The sequence below is a fragment of the Streptomyces sp. NPDC029466 genome (assembly GCF_055574515.1).
The window spans coordinates 1-14,659 of sequence record NZ_JBVHZH010000005.1 but is presented as its reverse complement, the minus strand read 5'-3'; the positions used below and the strand labels follow the sequence as shown (position 1 = coordinate 14,659).

The 14,659-nt window shown below is 71.0% G+C and carries 15 protein-coding genes; 1 reads left to right on the top strand and 14 read right to left on the bottom strand.

All coding sequences use genetic code 11. The features are described from left to right. Nucleotides 1–43 precede the first annotated feature (43 nt). Nucleotides 44–634, bottom strand: coding sequence for a bifunctional pyr operon transcriptional regulator/uracil phosphoribosyltransferase PyrR (gene pyrR, locus ACZ4XD_RS06635; RefSeq protein WP_042156858.1), 591 nt, complete (start codon nt 632–634; stop codon nt 44–46). A gap of 221 nt (nt 635–855) precedes the next feature. On the opposite strand from pyrR, the gene bldD reads away from it, so the two are divergent. Next, nucleotides 856–1,356 (top strand): transcriptional regulator BldD, encoded by a 501-nt coding sequence (gene bldD, locus ACZ4XD_RS06630; protein ID WP_018087605.1) that lies wholly within the window; start codon nt 856–858, stop codon nt 1,354–1,356. A gap of 205 nt (nt 1,357–1,561) precedes the next feature. Here bldD and nusB read toward each other — a convergent pair whose 3' ends face one another. The 13 genes from nusB to ACZ4XD_RS06565 form a co-directional block, all read right to left on the bottom strand. Then, entirely contained in the window at nt 1,562–1,993 is a 432-nt protein-coding gene (nusB, locus tag ACZ4XD_RS06625) for a transcription antitermination factor NusB (RefSeq protein WP_042156860.1), read from the bottom strand. Nucleotides 1,994–1,995: 2 nt separating this feature from the next. Continuing rightward, nucleotides 1,996–2,562, bottom strand: a complete 567-nt coding sequence (gene efp, locus ACZ4XD_RS06620; RefSeq protein WP_018087607.1) for an elongation factor P — start codon at nt 2,560–2,562, stop codon at nt 1,996–1,998. 66 nt (nt 2,563–2,628) lie between these two features. Further along, nucleotides 2,629–3,735, bottom strand: coding sequence for an aminopeptidase P family protein (locus ACZ4XD_RS06615; RefSeq protein ID WP_468038827.1), 1,107 nt, complete (start codon nt 3,733–3,735; stop codon nt 2,629–2,631). Nucleotides 3,736–3,803: 68 nt separating this feature from the next. Continuing rightward, nucleotides 3,804–4,718 (bottom strand): Pro-rich N-terminal domain-containing protein, encoded by a 915-nt coding sequence (locus ACZ4XD_RS06610; protein WP_468038825.1) that lies wholly within the window; start codon nt 4,716–4,718, stop codon nt 3,804–3,806. 254 nt (nt 4,719–4,972) lie between these two features. Continuing rightward, a complete protein-coding gene (gene aroQ, locus ACZ4XD_RS06605) occupies nt 4,973–5,431 on the bottom strand; it encodes a type II 3-dehydroquinate dehydratase (protein WP_468038823.1) in 459 nt (152 codons plus the stop codon). A gap of 5 nt (nt 5,432–5,436) precedes the next feature. After that, nucleotides 5,437–6,528 (bottom strand): 3-dehydroquinate synthase, encoded by a 1,092-nt coding sequence (gene aroB / locus ACZ4XD_RS06600; protein WP_468038821.1) that lies wholly within the window; start codon nt 6,526–6,528, stop codon nt 5,437–5,439. After that, nucleotides 6,525–7,082 (bottom strand): shikimate kinase, encoded by a 558-nt coding sequence (locus ACZ4XD_RS06595; protein ID WP_468038819.1) that lies wholly within the window; start codon nt 7,080–7,082, stop codon nt 6,525–6,527. The genes aroB and ACZ4XD_RS06595 overlap by 4 nt, the downstream gene beginning before the upstream one ends. Next, the gene (aroC, locus tag ACZ4XD_RS06590; protein WP_468038817.1) at nt 7,079–8,263 is read right to left on the bottom strand and encodes a chorismate synthase; all 1,185 of its coding nucleotides are present in this window, start codon (nt 8,261–8,263) and stop codon (nt 7,079–7,081) included. Before aroC ends, ACZ4XD_RS06595 begins: the two co-directional genes overlap by 4 nt. A gap of 147 nt (nt 8,264–8,410) precedes the next feature. Then, nucleotides 8,411–9,238 (bottom strand): shikimate dehydrogenase, encoded by an 828-nt coding sequence (locus tag ACZ4XD_RS06585; RefSeq protein ID WP_468038815.1) that lies wholly within the window; start codon nt 9,236–9,238, stop codon nt 8,411–8,413. Continuing rightward, the gene (mltG, locus tag ACZ4XD_RS06580; protein ID WP_468038813.1) at nt 9,235–10,911 is read right to left on the bottom strand and encodes an endolytic transglycosylase MltG; all 1,677 of its coding nucleotides are present in this window, start codon (nt 10,909–10,911) and stop codon (nt 9,235–9,237) included. The genes ACZ4XD_RS06585 and mltG overlap by 4 nt, the downstream gene beginning before the upstream one ends. A gap of 128 nt (nt 10,912–11,039) precedes the next feature. Beyond that, complete coding sequence (gene ruvX, locus ACZ4XD_RS06575) at nt 11,040–11,504, bottom strand: Holliday junction resolvase RuvX (protein ID WP_018087616.1); 465 nt, start codon at nt 11,502–11,504, stop codon at nt 11,040–11,042. Between the two features lie 14 nt (nt 11,505–11,518). Then, on the bottom strand, nt 11,519–14,188 hold the full coding sequence (gene alaS, locus ACZ4XD_RS06570; RefSeq protein WP_042156878.1) for an alanine--tRNA ligase: 2,670 nt from the start codon (nt 14,186–14,188) through the stop codon (nt 11,519–11,521). Then, entirely contained in the window at nt 14,188–14,532 is a 345-nt protein-coding gene (locus ACZ4XD_RS06565) for a DUF6167 family protein (RefSeq protein WP_085924539.1), read from the bottom strand. Before ACZ4XD_RS06565 ends, alaS begins: the two co-directional genes overlap by 1 nt. Between the last annotated feature and the right edge of the window lie 127 nt (nt 14,533–14,659).

The window sequence follows — 14,659 nt, the reverse complement described above, 5'->3', positions numbered from 1 at the left end:
GCATGCCTGCGGGCCCGGGGTCACCGGGTCCGTGCGTGGTGCGCTATCGCTCGCCGGCCGGGGCGGTGTGCTTCACGCCGAGCAGCACGGCGTCCCGGCCGTCCTCCTCGGTGAGCTGGACCTTGACCGTCTCCCGCAGCGACGTGGGGAGGTTCTTGCCCACGTAGTCGGCACGGATCGGCAGTTCGCGGTGGCCCCGGTCGACGAGGACCGCCAGCTGCACGGCGCGCGGCCGGCCGATGTCGCCCAGCGCGTCCAGCGCGGCGCGGATCGTGCGCCCGGAGAAGAGGACGTCGTCGACGAGCAGGACGACCCGGCCCTCGATGCCGTCGGCGGGGATGTCCGTGCGGGCGAGCGTGCGGGCGGGGCCCAGGCGCAGGTCGTCGCGGTACATCGTGATGTCGAGCGAGCCGACCGGGACCGTACGGCCGGTGATCTCTTCGAGCTTCTCGGCCAGTCGCCGGGCGAGGAAGACGCCGCGGGTGGGGATCCCCAGGAGCACCACATCGTCCGCGCCCTTGGCGCGCTCGACGATCTCGTGGGCGATACGGGTGAGCATGCGCGCGATGTCCGGGCCTTCGAGCACCGGCCGCGCGGGGAGCTGAACCCTCGTGTCGGAGTTGCTTGCGTCCATACGAAACGGACCTCCTTCTCCGCCTCACGGGACGGACCTTAAAGGACGTCGGAATTACGCGCCCCAGGCTACCAGGGGGCCCGCCACGGCCCGTCCGCACCCCTGACGGGTGAGGGTCTGCCCCGTTCCGCTTGACGAAGTCAGATTACGCTGCGTAACCTCACAGTGAGTTACCAGCCCGCGGCGGAGCCGCATGTCGATAGAGCCGTCTGGGGAGTTTTATGTCCAGCGAATACGCCAAACAGCTCGGGGCCAAGCTCCGCGCCATCCGCACCCAGCAGGGCCTTTCTCTCCATGGCGTCGAGGAGAAGTCCCAGGGCCGCTGGAAGGCCGTGGTGGTGGGTTCGTACGAGCGCGGCGACCGCGCCGTGACCGTACAGCGCCTTGCCGAGCTGGCGGACTTCTACGGCGTCCCGGTGCAGGAACTGCTGCCGGGCACGACACCGGGCGGAGCGGCCGAGCCGCCGCCGAAGCTGGTGCTCGACCTGGAGCGCCTCGCCCATGTCCCGCAGGAGAAGGCCGGCCCGCTGCAGCGCTACGCCGCCACCATCCAGAGCCAGCGCGGTGACTACAACGGCAAGGTGCTCTCGATCCGCCAGGACGATCTGCGCACCCTCGCGGTCATCTACGACCAGTCGCCCTCGGTGCTGACCGAGCAGCTGATCAGCTGGGGCGTGCTCGACGCCGACGCACGCCGTGCCGTGTCACACGAGGAGCTCTGACCCCTCGCACCGCAGAAACGTACCGCCGCTCCGGGCTCCCCGGGGCGGCGGTTCTGCGTTCCGGGGCCTCTCCCGGCCACTCCGGACGCACCGGTCGCCCGCGAAACACCCCCACGAGGCCGCTGACGGCGTTCTGCGGGCATGCGAAGGGCCCGGAGCCTTGCCCTTGGCTCCGGGCCCGTTCACACGCTCTGCCGACCGCCTGCTACGCCTCGCGCCGCAGGCTCGGCTTCAGCTCCTTGAGCCGGCCGAGGAGGCCGTTGACGAAGGCCGGGGAGTCGTCCGTGGAGAACTCCTTGGCGAGCTGCACGGCTTCGTCGATCGCCACCGCGTCCGGCGTGTCGTCCACCCAGAGCAGCTCGTAGGCACCGAGCCGCAGGATGCTGCGGTCGGCCGCCGGCATCCGGTCCAGGTCCCAGTCGACCGCGTAGGTGGAGATCAGCTCGTCGATGCGGGTGACATGGTCCGCGTATCCCTCGACCAGCTCCAGGGTGTATTCGTTCACCGGCGGCTGTCGTGGATCGGTCCGGGCGTGCCGCATCCAGTCCGCGAGCACGGACTGCACATCGGCACCGCGCTGGTCGGCCTCGAAGAGTATCTGGAAGGCGCGCTTACGGGCCTTGGTGCGGGCAGCCACGGTTAGCTGTTCACCCGGCCGAGGTAGTCGCCCGTGCGGGTGTCGACCTTGATCTTCTCACCGGTGGTGATGAAGAGCGGCACCTGGATGGAGTAGCCGGTCTCCAGCTCGGCGGGCTTGGAGCCGCCGGTGGAGCGGTCGCCCTGCACACCGGGCTCGGTGTGCTTGATGGTCAGCTCGACCGCGGCGGGGAGCTCGACGTAGAGCACCTCGCCCTCGTGCTGCGCCACGACCGCCTCGAAGCCCTCGATGAGGTAGTTCGCGGCGTCACCGACGGCCTTGCGGTCGACGTGCAGCTGGTCGTAGGTGTCCATGTCCATGAAGACGAAGTAGTCGCCGTCCATGTACGAGAACTGCATTCCGCGCTTGTCGACGGTGGCCGTCTCGACCTTCACGCCGGCGTTGAAGGTCTTGTCCACCACCTTGCCGGACAGCACGTTCTTGAGCTTCGTGCGGACAAAGGCGGGGCCCTTGCCGGGCTTGACGTGCTGGAACTCGACGACGGACCAGAGCTGGCCGCCTTCGAGCTTGAGCACCATGCCGTTCTTGAGGTCGTTCGTGGATGCCACGGTTGCGGAATCTCCTGGACTGCCAGTGGTGGGACCCCGGAGCGGCGCACGCCGAAACCCTACGGCTCAGAGTGCGAGCAGCTCCTTGGTCGTGATCGTGAGTAGCTCGGGCCCGCCGTCCGCCTCGGGGCGGACGACGAGTGTGTCGTCGATCCGGACACCCCCACGGCCCGGGATGTGAACCCCCGGCTCGACGGTGACCGGCACGCAAGCGTCCAGTTTACCCATGGCGGCAGGGGACAACTGAGGGTCCTCATCGATTTCGAGTCCCACACCGTGCCCGGTCCACGGTCCGAGCCGTTCCCCGTAGCCCGCGGCATCCAGGACATGGCGGGTCACCCGGTCCACTTCGCGGCATTCCACACCCGGTGCGAGCGCCTCGCGGCCGGCGCGCTGGGCTGCGAAAACGAGATCGTACAGCTCGATCTGCCAGTCCGAGGGCGTGGTGCCGATGACGAAGGTCCGGCCGATCTCGCAGCGGTAGCCGCGGTAATTGGCGCCGAGCCCGACGCTGAGGAAGTCGCCCTCCTCGACCCGCCGGTCGGTGGGCAGATGCCCGGGGCGGCCGGCGTTCGGGCCGGTCGCGACGGAGGTGGGAAAGGCCGGGCCGTCCGCGCCGTGGTCGACCAGCCGGCGCTCCAGTTCCAGCGCGAGATGCCGCTCGGTACGGCCGACCAGGATCGATTCCAGGAGCTCGCCCAGGGCCTGGTCGGCGATCTCCGCGGCGATCCGCAGACAGGCGATCTCGTCGTCGTCCTTGACCAGCCGCTGCGCCTCGACCGCGCACGCCATATCGGTCAGCCGCAGGTGCGGCGCGACCTGCGAGAGCGCCCGGTGCCGGGTGACGGTGAGGTGGTGCTCCTCGACGGCCAGGGTGTCCGCGCCGGCCTTCGCGGCCAGGTCGGCGCCGGCCACCACCGGGTCGCCCCCACGGGTCGGCAGCACCGAGACCCGTACGTCCTCGGCCGGGCGCCCCTCGGAGGGGTCACCGCTCAGCGGTCTGCCGCAGAGCAGCACATCATCGGCCGGTCCCAGCAGCAGCGCGGCGCCCGGCGGGGCACAACCGGTGAGGTAGCGGACGTTCGCGGGGCGCGAGATCAGTGCTCCGGCACTTCCGGCCCCGGCTACGCGGCCGCGCAGACGCGTGCGTCGGGCCGCGTACAACTCGGACATATCACGAGCGTACGGCGACTCCCCCGAGGCGGCCGGTCGAGCGGGGCCGCCCGGGGTACCGGTGCCGTCTACCAGTTGGGCGGGCTGGCGATGCTGCGGGCGACGACGTCGTCCAGCACCCGCACCGTGGTGGCGACGTCGTGCTGGGAATTGTCGATGATCGGCAGGCCGGAGCCGTACCAGCCGGCCATCCGCCCGTGGATCCTGGCCACCTCTTCGTCGGAGAGCCGGCGGTTGCCGCTGCGCCGGGCGTTGCGCTCCAGCACGATCTCCAGGCCGGGCAGCAGCACGATCGGCAGCAGTCCGGGCCCCACATGCCGCTTCCAGCCGCCGAGGCCGACGACCGGCCGGTCGGGGAAGACGGCGTCGTCGAGGATGCAGGAGATGCCGTTGGCGAGGAAGTTACGGGCCGCGAAGCCGCAGGTGCGGCGGGCGAGGCGGTATTGCGCCTCGGAGTGGTCGTTCCAGCCGGACTGCGGGTCGGCGAAGCCCGAGCGGACCCATTCGCGGACATCGTCGAGGCTGATGTGCGCGGTGGGCACCCGCCGGGTGTCGGCCCAGTGGCGCGCCACGCTCGTCTTGCCGGCCCCGGCCGGGCCGATGAGCAGCACCGCGACGGCCGTGTGCGCGGCGTCCGGTGCGGCATCGGTGGGCGGGCTGGGCAGCGGCACCGGGGCGCCCGGGGGCAGCGGCACATGGCCGGTGACGTCCATGCTCTGCTGAGTGGGCGGGGCCTGCTGGGGTGCGGGCCCGTGCCAGCCCTGGCCGGCGGCCGGGGCGGGCTGCTGCGCGGGCGGCTGCGGAGCGGCGGGGGCCTGCGGCGGGGGCGAAGGGGCCGGGGGCGAGGCGGGCGGAGGGTGCCCACCCGGTGCGTGCCCTCCGGGCGTGTGCCCTCCCGGGTGGGGCGTCCAGTGCATGGATGCCCCGGGTCCTGATGCCTGCCCGCGGGGCGGTGGCAGCGGAGCCCCCACTGCGTACTGCATCCGGTGGCTCTCCGTCTCGTGCGGTCGACGTGGTGCGGTGCTCCCGGCTCACGCCGGAGGGCGCCCGGGCGCCGGGCTCGGCTGCCCGGTGCCCCCTGCGGTAACCCACCGGCCCGGAGGGGCCGTTGTGCCCCACAGCCGTCGGCGTGGGTGGTGCTGCTGCGAACGGTACCCTCCCGGACACGGCCGGTGGGGCTCCTGCCCCCGGCGCTCGCTGCGGGAACGGCCGGGGGCACCGTACGTGCCGAGCGGCGTCAGTCGCCCAGTTCCCCGGCCAGTGCGCGGAGCGCGAGCCGGTAGGAGCCGATGCCGAAGCCGGCGACCGTACCGCTGGCGATGGCCGAGATGACCGAATTGTGGCGGAACTCCTCGCGGGCGTACGGGTTGGAGATGTGCACCTCGATCAGCGGGGCGGTGCGCTGGGCCGCCGCGTCCCGCATGCCGTACGAATAGTGCGTGAAGGCACCGGGGTTGATGATGACCGGAATCGATCCGTCGGCGGCCTCGTGCAGCCAGCGGATCATCTCGCCCTCGTCGTTGGTCTCCCGGACCTCCACCTCGAAGCCCAGCTCCTTGCCGAGCCCGGTGCACTCCTCGACCAGGCCGGTGTAGGAGGTGGCGCCGTAGACATCGGGCTCACGGGAGCCCAGCCGGCCGAGGTTGGGCCCGTTGAGGACGAGTACCCGACGGGGCTTGCCGCGCGTACCGGTCATGCCGCTCACGCGGCGATCTCGGCGTGTGCGGCGAGCAGCATGGCCGGGTCCGGGCCCTCCAGGACGGTCGGCTTGGCGAGGCCGTCCAGGACGATGAAGCGCAGCCGGTCACCGCGGGACTTCTTGTCGACCTTCATGGTCTCCAGCAGCTTGGGCCACTGGTCGCCCCGGTAGGTCAGCGGCAGCCCGACGGACTCCAGGACGGAGCGGTGCCGGTCGGCGGTGGCGTCGTCCAGGCGGCCGGCGATCCGGCCGAGTTCGGCGGCGAAGACCATGCCGACGGAGACGGCAGCGCCGTGCCGCCAGTTGTAGCGCTCGTTCTTCTCGATGGCGTGCGCGAGGGTGTGGCCGTAGTTGAGGATCTCCCGCAGTCCGGACTCCTTGAGGTCCGCGGAGACCACCTCGGCCTTGACCCGGATCGCCCGCTCGATCAGCTCGGCGGTGTGCGCACCGTCCGGGCGCTTGGCGGCCTCCGGGTCCGACTCGATCAGGTCGAGGATCACCGGGTCGGCGATGAAGCCGGCCTTGATGACCTCGGCCAGTCCGGAGACGTAGTCATTGACCGGCAGCGAGTCCAGCGCGGCCAGGTCGCAGAGCACCCCGGCCGGCGGGTGGAAGGCGCCGACGAGGTTCTTGCCCTCGGCGGTGTTGATGCCCGTCTTGCCGCCGACCGCCGCGTCCACCATGCCGAGCACGGTGGTCGGTACGGCGATCCAGCGCACCCCGCGCAGCCAGGTCGCGGCGACGAAGCCGGCCAGGTCGGTGGTGGCCCCGCCGCCGACGCCGACGATGACATCGCTGCGGGTGAAGCCGGACTGGCCGAGCGCCTTCCAGCAGTAGGCCGCGACCTCGGCGGTCTTGGACTCCTCGGCGTTCGGCAGCTGGATGGCGATCGCCTCGTAGCCCTGGGAGGCGAGGTCCTCGCGCAGCGCCTCTCCGGTGGCGGCCAGCGCCTCCGGGTGCAGCACCGCGACCCGCTTGACCCCCTCGCCGATCAGGCCGGGCAGTTCACCGAGCAGCTGCCGCCCGACGAGCACCTCGTACGGATCGGTGCCCGCCGTGCCGCCTACCTGGATACGGGTGGCCTGCTCCGTCATGCCTGTTCCTCCCTGTGGGCGGCCTGCGGGGCGTCTCCCGCGGCCTGGGGTAGCTCCAGCGCGTCCATGATCGCCTCGGCGACCTGCTCGGGGGTCCGCTCCCCCGTGGCGATCACGGCACGCGCGACCTCGGTGTACAGCGGGCGGCGGCGCTCCATCAGTTCGCGCCACTGCTTGCGCGGATTGACGGCCAGCAGCGGGCGGGGCGCGTCCAGGCCCACCCGCTTGACGGCGTCCGCGAGTTGGACGTCCAGGAAGACCACCGGCAATCCGGTCAGCAGCTTGCGGGTGCCCTCGTCGAGGATCGCGCCGCCGCCGAGCGAGAGCACGCCCGGGTGGCCGTCGAGCGCGTCACGCACCGCGGCCCGCTCCAGCTCGCGGAAGTGCGGCTCGCCCTGGTCGATGAAGATCTCGGCGATCGGCCGGCCGGCCGTGGCGACGATATCGGCGTCGGTGTCCCGGTAGCCGACGCCCAGCCGCTCGGCCAGCAGTGCGCCCACCGTCGACTTGCCGGCCCCGGGCGGGCCGATCAGCACGACGACCGGGGACGTCACTTGATCGCCAGGTGATCGAGGTAGTTCCGCACGTTGCGGCGGGTCTCCGGCACGCTGTCGCCGCCGAACTTCTCCACCACCGCATCCGCCAGCACCAGCGCCACCATGGCCTCGGCGACGATGCCTGCGGCCGGCACGGCGCAGACGTCCGAGCGCTGGTGGTGCGCCTTGGCCGCCTCACCGGTGGTCACATCGATGGTCGCCAGCGCCTTCGGCACCGTCGCGATCGGCTTCATCGCGGCACGCACCCGCAGCAGCTCGCCGGTCGTCAGCCCGCCCTCGGTGCCGCCGGAGCGGCCCGAGCTGCGCTTGATGCCGTCCTCGGTGGAGACGATCTCGTCATGGGCCTTCGAGCCCGGCACCCGCGCCAGGTCGAAGCCGTCGCCGACCTCGACGCCCTTGATGGCCTGGATGCCCATGAGGGCGGCGGCCAGCCGGGCGTCCAGACGCCGGTCCCAGTGCACATGCGAGCCGAGGCCCACCGGCACGCCGTAGGCCAGCACCTCGACCACACCGCCGAGGGTGTCGCCGTCCTTGTGGGCCTGGTCGATCTCCGCGACCATCGCCTTGCTCGCGTCCGCGTCCAGGCAGCGCACCGGGTCGGCGTCCAGCTTCTCGACGTCGGAGGGCTTGGGGTGGACGCCGTACGGGGCCTTGGCCGCGGCCAGCTCGACGACATGCGAGACGATCTCGATTCCGGCCGTCTCCTTGAGGAAGGACCGGGCGACCGTGCCGAGGGCGACCCGGGCCGCGGTCTCGCGGGCGGAGGCGCGCTCCAGGATCGGGCGGGCCTCGTCGAAGCCGTACTTCTGCATACCGGCGAGGTCGGCGTGGCCGGGGCGGGGACGGGTCAGCGGCGCGTTACGGGCCAGCGCGGCCAGCTCCTCCGGGTCCACCGGGTCGGCCGCCATCACCTGCTCCCACTTGGGCCACTCGGTGTTGCCGACCATGATCGCCACGGGCGAGCCCATCGACAGACCGTGCCGCACCCCGCCCAGGAAGGTGACCTCGTCCTGCTCGAACTTCATCCGGGCACCGCGGCCATAGCCGAGCCGGCGCCGCGCCAGCGCGTCCGCCACCATCTCCGTGGTGATCGGCACGCCGGCCGGAAGGCCCTCCAGCGTCGCCACGAGTGCGGGGCCGTGCGACTCCCCCGCCGTCAGCCAGCGCAACCTGCTCAACGGTGCTCCTCATGTACTGCTCATCCGCGTACGGTCTCTCCCTGATCCTCCCACGTCGCGCGGGACGACCGGCGCCCAGTCCAGGGTGCGGACCGGGCGCGCGGGGACGGACGGGACGGACCGGACGGAAGGGCCCGGTGCGGAGGGTCAGCGGGCGGTGAGCGCCGCCTCGCCCGCCGTGCGCATCGCGGCCAGCGGCGCCGGGGACCGGCCCGTCATCCGCTCCACCTGGAGCACGGCCTGGTGGACCAGGAGGTCGAGGCCGCCGACCACGGCGCCGCCGCGTTCGGACCAGGCCGTGGCCAGCGCCGTCGGCCAGGGCTCGTAGAGCACGTCGAAGAGCGTGCCGGGCCGGTCGGGGACCGCGGCGGCGAGCGCGTCGGTGGTCCCGGCCGGGGTGGTGGCGATGGTCAGCGGTGCCTCGAAGGCCGCGGCGGCGTCCTGCCAGGCGGCGGTGCGGACGGTGACGCCGAGCCGCTCGCCCCAGCCGCGCATCTCGTCGGCGCGCGCCGCGCTGCGGACGTACGCGGTGACCTCGCCGGTGCAGATCCGGGAGAGCGCGGCGAGCGCGGAGGAGGCGGTGGCCCCGGCCCCCAGGACCGACGCCCGCTCGACCTGTCCCACCCCGCGCTCACGCAGCGCCGCGAGCATGCCGGGGATGTCGGTGTTGTCGCCGACGCTCCGGCCGCCCTCGGTGAAGACCACCGTATTGACGGCCTCCACCGAAGCAGCGACCTCGCTGACCTCGTCCAGCAGCGGAATCACCGCGCGCTTGAGCGGCATGGTCAGCGAAAGTCCGGCCCACTCGGGGCCGAGCTTCTCCAGAAATCCGGGCAATGCCGCCTCGTCGACCTCGTAGCGGTCGTACGCCCAGTCCTCCAGCCCCATTTCCGCATACGCGGCGCGGTGCAGCACCGGGGACAGGGAATGGGCGATCGGGGAGCCGAGTACCGCAGCCCGACGGGTGGTGCTCATTGCTTGGCTTTCTCTTGTTCCTTGAGGTAAATGCGGCGGTTGCGTTCGTGCTCTTCGTTCGTCTCGGCGAACAGCGTCTTTTCCGGATTGATCGAGACGAAGTAGTACCAGTTGCCCTTGGTCGGGTGGATCGCCGACTTCAGTGCCTCTTCACCCGGGTTACCGATCGGCCCCGGCGGCAGTCCCTTGAACTTGTAGGTGTTGTAGGGATCGTTGAAGTTCCGCAGATCGTCGACGGAGCCCGTGTCGAGCGTGCTCTGGGACCTGGCGTAATTCACCGTCGAGTCGAAATCCAGCAGACCGTAGGTCTCGGTGTTGTTCGGCTTGAGACGGTTGTAGACGACCCGCGCGACCCGGTCGAAGTCGTGCTTGTACTTGCCCTCGGCCTGCGTGAGGCTGGCGACGGTGAGCAGCTGCGCCGGCGAATCGAGGTGCAGCTTCCGGGCATTCGCCTCCAGGTCGTACTTCGCATAGACCTGGTTCGCGCGCGCCACCATCTGCTTCAGGACCGCCGCCGGCTTCGTGTTCTCCCCCACGCTGTACGTCGACGGATAAAGGAACCCCTCCAGCGGGTCCTTCGTCTTCGTGGATTCTTTGGCCCACGAGGGCAGGCCGAGGCTCTTGGACTCGGTCTTGGCGATGCCCTTGGTCGTGCCCGTCTTGAGGTGGAGCTTTTTGTCGATGAGTTTGTAGACGTCGCCGGAGCGCAGCCCTTCACGGATCGTGAGGCCGTTGCGGCTCTTGGGGTCCGCCATCAGCTCGACGGCCGAGGCCGCGGACATGTGCTTGCGCAGGGAATATGTCCCCGGCTGAAGGACTTTGTCCTTCTTGCTGTCGACGGCCGCCTCGGAGAACGCGTCGGCGCTCTTGACCACGCCGGCCTTCTTGAGGGCCAGACCCATCTCAAGGATCGTGGAACCGTCCGGGACCTCGACCTGGACCTCGCCGGTCCCTTCGCCCTCGTAGTCGGGGGCCGAACCGAGGTGGCTCATGATGAAGTCATAGCCGAAGTAGCCGACGACGCCGACGGCTCCGGCGAAGAACAGGGTGACGACCAGGCAGGTCCGGCCGCTGTGCCGTTTGTTCTTCTTGTCCTTCTTGTTCTTCTTGCCGCGGCGGTCGCGGCCGCCGCGGCCCTCTTCGCGCGGGTCGTGGTCGTCGCGGTCGTCGTCCTCGCCGTGGTCCGCGAAGAACGCATGCTCCGGCTCCGGCTCGCGCGGCCCCGGCTCGGCCCGCCAGTCGTCGCCGGCCCCGGTGCCCTCGTCGTAGTAGGGCTCCCGCTGCTGGGGGTGCGGCGGCTGCTGGTACTGCTGCTGTTGCTGCTGCAAGCCCTGCTGGGCCTGCATCGCCTGCTGCCGCGGATGCTGGGGCTGCGGCGGATAGGACTCGGGAGCGGCGTAGTAGTCGGGGCTCGCCCCGCCGTACGGGTCGGCCGGTGGCTGCTGCCCGTAGGGGTCGTAGGGGTCGTACGGCGCCTGCCCGCCCTGCGTCCCGTCCCAGCCGCCGTTGTAGTGCTGCTGGGCGTACGGGTCAGCCTGCTGCTGGGGATACCGGTGGGCCTGCTGTCCGTCCCACTGAGGCTGCTGGTCCTGGCCTCTGGAGGAACCGTCTCCGTAGAGCGGGTCCTCCGGATGCCACGGTTCGGAGCCGTAGCCCCGGCCATACTCGGTCATCGATCCCCTAGAGCCGAGAGGCGGTGCACTCCGGCCCGGCAGTGCGCTTGCGGTAACCCGGTCCGCCTCTACTTGCACGCGCGGCTGTTCGAACGCCGCACATCGCGCGGAACGTTACCGTACCGCGATCAGATGACCACTTCGACGCTCTCGCCCGGAGGTTCCCCGGAGACGCGTTCGGTCTCCAGCGCGCTCTGAAGGATCACCACAGCGGCGGCCTGGTCGACCACCGAGCGGCCCTTCTTACTCCGGACCCCGGAGGCCCGCAGGCCCTGGGTGGCGGTGACCGTCGACATCCGCTCGTCGACCAGCCGGACCCCTACGGGGGCGATGTTCCGGGCCATCTCCTGAGCGAAGGCCCGGACCTTGGCCGCGGCCGGCCCCTCTCCCCCACTGAGGGAGCGGGGCAGGCCGACCACGACTTCGAGGGGCTCGTACTCCTCGACGATCGCCTTGAGCCGGCGGTGTGCTGACGGGACATCACGTCCCGGCACGGTCTCGACGGGGGTGGCGAGGACCCCGTCGGGGTCGCACGAGGCGACCCCGATACGGGCGTCCCCGACATCCACGGCGATGCGCCGGCCGCGTCGCATCTCACTCACGCGCGTCAGGCCGCCTCGGCGACGAGGCGCTCGACGGCCTCGATGGCCTCGGGCACCGCGGCGGGGTTCTGACCGCCGCCCTGGGCGACGTCCGGCTTGCCGCCGCCACCGCCGCCGAGCGTCTTGGCGGCCGTACGGACCAGGTCACCGGCCTTGATGCCGCGCTCGCGGGCGGCCTCGTTGGTGGCGATGACCGTCACCGGGCGGCCATTGGCGACCGAGAACAGCGCCACGACGGCGGCACGGTCGCCCTGGATCCGGCCGCGGACGTCCAGCACCAGCTTGCGCAGATCGTCGGCGGAGGTGCCGTCCGGGACCTGCCCGGCGGCCAGCGCCACCCCGCGCACGTCCTTGGCGCCCTCGGCCAGCCCGGCGGCGGCCTGAAGCACCTTCTCGGCGCGGAACTTCTCGATCTCCTTCTCGGCGTCCTTCAGCTTGGCCAGAACACCGGAGATCTTCTCCGGCAGCTCCTCCGGGCGGCCCTTGACGAGCTCGGTGAGCTGGGAGACGACGGTGTGCTCACGGGCCAGGAACTTGTAGGCGTCCACGCCGACCAGTGCCTCGACCCGGCGCACGCCGGAGCCGATGGACGACTCGCCGAGCAGCTTCACCAGGCCCAGCTGAGCGGTGTTGTGGACGTGGGTCCCGCCGCACAGCTCCTTGGAGAAGTCGCCGATGGTGACGACCCGGACACGGTCGCCGTACTTCTCACCGAATTCGGCGATGGCTCCCTGCTTCTTGGCGTCCTCCATGCTCATGACCTCGGCATGCACATCGAGCTCACGGGCGAGGACGTCGTTGATCTTCTGCTCGACGTCGGTCAGCACCGTGCCGGGCACGGCGGCCGGCGAGCCGAAGTCGAAGCGGAAGCGACCCGGGGAGTTCTCCGAACCGGCCTGCGCGGCCGTCGGGCCGAGGGCGTCGCGCAGCGCCTGGTGGGTGAGGTGGGTGGCGCTGTGGGCGCGGGCGATGGCGCGGCGGCGGCTGACGTCGATGGTGGCGAACGCGGCCGAGCCGAGCACCACCTCGCCGACCTGGACGACGCCCTTGTGGACCGTCACGCCGGGCACCGGCTGCTGGACGTCGCGGACCTCGACGACGGCGCCGGAGTCCAGCTTGATCCGGCCGGTGTCGGCGAGCTGGCCGCCGCCCTCGGCGTAGAAGGGGGTGCGGTCCAGGACGACCTCGACCTCGTCGCCCTCGTGGGCGGCGGGGGCCGGGGCGCCGTTGACCAGGAGGCCGACGATGGAGGACTCGCCCTCGGTGGCGCTGTAGCCGGTGAACTCCGTGCTGCCGGACTTGTCGGCGACCTCGCGGTAGGCGGACAGATCGGCGTGGCCGCTCTTCTTGGCCTGGGCATCGGCCTTGGCGCGGTCCCGCTGCTCCTTCATCAGACGGCGGAAGCCGTCCTCGTCCACCGAAAGGCCCTGCTCGGCGGCCATTTCGAGGGTGAGGTCGATCGGGAAGCCCCAGGTGTCGTGGAGCAGGAACGCCTTGTCACCGGGCAGGACCGAGGAGCCGGCGGCCTTGGTGTCCGTGACGGCGGTGTCGAGGATGTTGGTGCCGGCCTTCAGCGTCTTGACGAAGGCGGCCTCCTCGGCGAGGGCGACCGTCTCGATCCGGCGGCGGTCCTCCAGCAGCTCCGGGTACTGCTGGCCCATGGTCTTGATGACCACGTCCAGCAGCTCGCCGATGACCAGTCCGGTGGCGCCGAGCAGCCGCATGTTGCGGATGGCGCGGCGCATGATGCGGCGCAGGACGTAGCCACGGCCCTCGTTGCCGGGGGTGACGCCGTCGCCGATGAGCATCGTGGACGTACGGATGTGGTCGGCGACGACGCGGAGCGAGACATCGGTGGCGTCGGAGTCGCCGTAGCGCACCCCGGAGAGCTCGGTGGCCTTGTCGATGACGACGCGCAGGGTGTCCGTCTCGTACATGTTCGGGACGTCCTGGAGGATCATCGCCAGGCGCTCGAGACCGAGGCCGGTGTCGATGTTCTTGCTGGGCAGCTCGCCGAGGATCTCGAAGTCCTCCTTGCCGGTGCCCGCACCCCGCTCGTACTGCATGAAGACCAGGTTCCAGATCTCCACGTACCGCTCGTCGTTGACGGCCGGGCCGCCCTCGACTCCGAACTCCGGGCCGCGGTCGTAGTTGATCTCGGAGCACGGGCCGCAGGGGCCCGGGACGCCCATGGACCAGTAGTTCTCCTTCTTGCCCAGGCGCTGGATGCGCTCCTTGGGCACCCCGATGACCTCGTGCCAGATGCGCTCGGCCTCGTCGTCCTCGAGGTAGACGGTGATCCAGAGGCGCTCGGGGTCGAGGCCGTAGCCGCCGTCGGCCTGCGAGCCGGTCAGCAGCTCCCAGGCGTACTTGACGGCGCCTTCCTTGAAGTAGTCGCCGAAGGAGAAGTTGCCGCACATCTGGAAGAACGTGCCGTGCCGGGTGGTCTTGCCGACCTCTTCGATATCCGGCGTACGGACGCACTTCTGCACGCTGGTGGCGCGCGGGGCGGGCGGCTTGACCTCACCGAGGAAGTACGGCTTGAAGGGGACCATGCCCGCGTTGACGAGGAGCAGCGTCGGGTCGTCCGCGATGAGCGACGCCGACGGCACGACGGTGTGCCCGCGCTCCTCGAAGAAGCGCAGCCAGCGGCGGCGGATTTCAGCCGACTCCATCAGTGGTCCTCTTTTCCAGTCGGTCCGGTCAGACCGGTAGGTCCGGTTGTTCTCGTGGTTCGGTACTGCGGTTCGAGCACCGCACGGCGCGGTGCCGGCAGCTCGCGCACCCCGTCCGGCTCGCCGAGCCCCAGGGCGTCGTGCAGCTGCTCTTCACGGTCCGCCATTCCGGTGCGTACGTCCAATGCAAATTGGCGCAGCCGGTGTCCGGTCTCGACGGCCTTGTCCGCGGCCTGTGCGGCGAGGCTGTCGGGCTGGAGCTTGCGCAGCTTGCGGTGGACCTTGTTGGTGGCCCACACGCCGGCGGCGGCGCCGGTGGTGAACCAGAATGCGCGGCGGAACATCGCTGTGATCAGTCCTTGGAGCGACGGTTGCGGGGGGGGGGGGGGGGGGGGGGGGGGGGGGGGGGGGGGGGGGGGGGGGGGGGGGGGGGGGGGGGGTTGTGTCTTTTTTTCTCTCCCGCGGGGCATA

Bases quoted from the DNA above. Each gene is read 5' to 3' on its own strand.
- alaS (WP_042156878.1), bottom strand. From the start codon at position 14,188: ATGGAGTCGGCTGAAATCCGCCGCCGCTGGCTGCGCTTCTTCGAGGAG.
- ruvX (WP_018087616.1), bottom strand. From the start codon at position 11,504: ATGCGACGCGGCCGGCGCATCGCCGTGGATGTCGGGGACGCCCGTATC.
- ACZ4XD_RS06610 (WP_468038825.1), bottom strand. From the start codon at position 4,718: ATGCAGTACGCAGTGGGGGCTCCGCTGCCACCGCCCCGCGGGCAGGCA.
- pyrR (WP_042156858.1), bottom strand. From the start codon at position 634: ATGGACGCAAGCAACTCCGACACGAGGGTTCAGCTCCCCGCGCGGCCG.
- aroB (WP_468038821.1), bottom strand. From the start codon at position 6,528: ATGACGGAGCAGGCCACCCGTATCCAGGTAGGCGGCACGGCGGGCACC.
- ACZ4XD_RS06615 (WP_468038827.1), bottom strand. From the start codon at position 3,735: ATGTCCGAGTTGTACGCGGCCCGACGCACGCGTCTGCGCGGCCGCGTA.
- ACZ4XD_RS06585 (WP_468038815.1), bottom strand. From the start codon at position 9,238: ATGAGCACCACCCGTCGGGCTGCGGTACTCGGCTCCCCGATCGCCCAT.
- mltG (WP_468038813.1), bottom strand. From the start codon at position 10,911: ATGACCGAGTATGGCCGGGGCTACGGCTCCGAACCGTGGCATCCGGAG.
- bldD (WP_018087605.1), top strand. From the start codon at position 856: ATGTCCAGCGAATACGCCAAACAGCTCGGGGCCAAGCTCCGCGCCATC.
- ACZ4XD_RS06565 (WP_085924539.1), bottom strand. From the start codon at position 14,532: ATGTTCCGCCGCGCATTCTGGTTCACCACCGGCGCCGCCGCCGGCGTG.
- aroQ (WP_468038823.1), bottom strand. From the start codon at position 5,431: ATGACCGGTACGCGCGGCAAGCCCCGTCGGGTACTCGTCCTCAACGGG.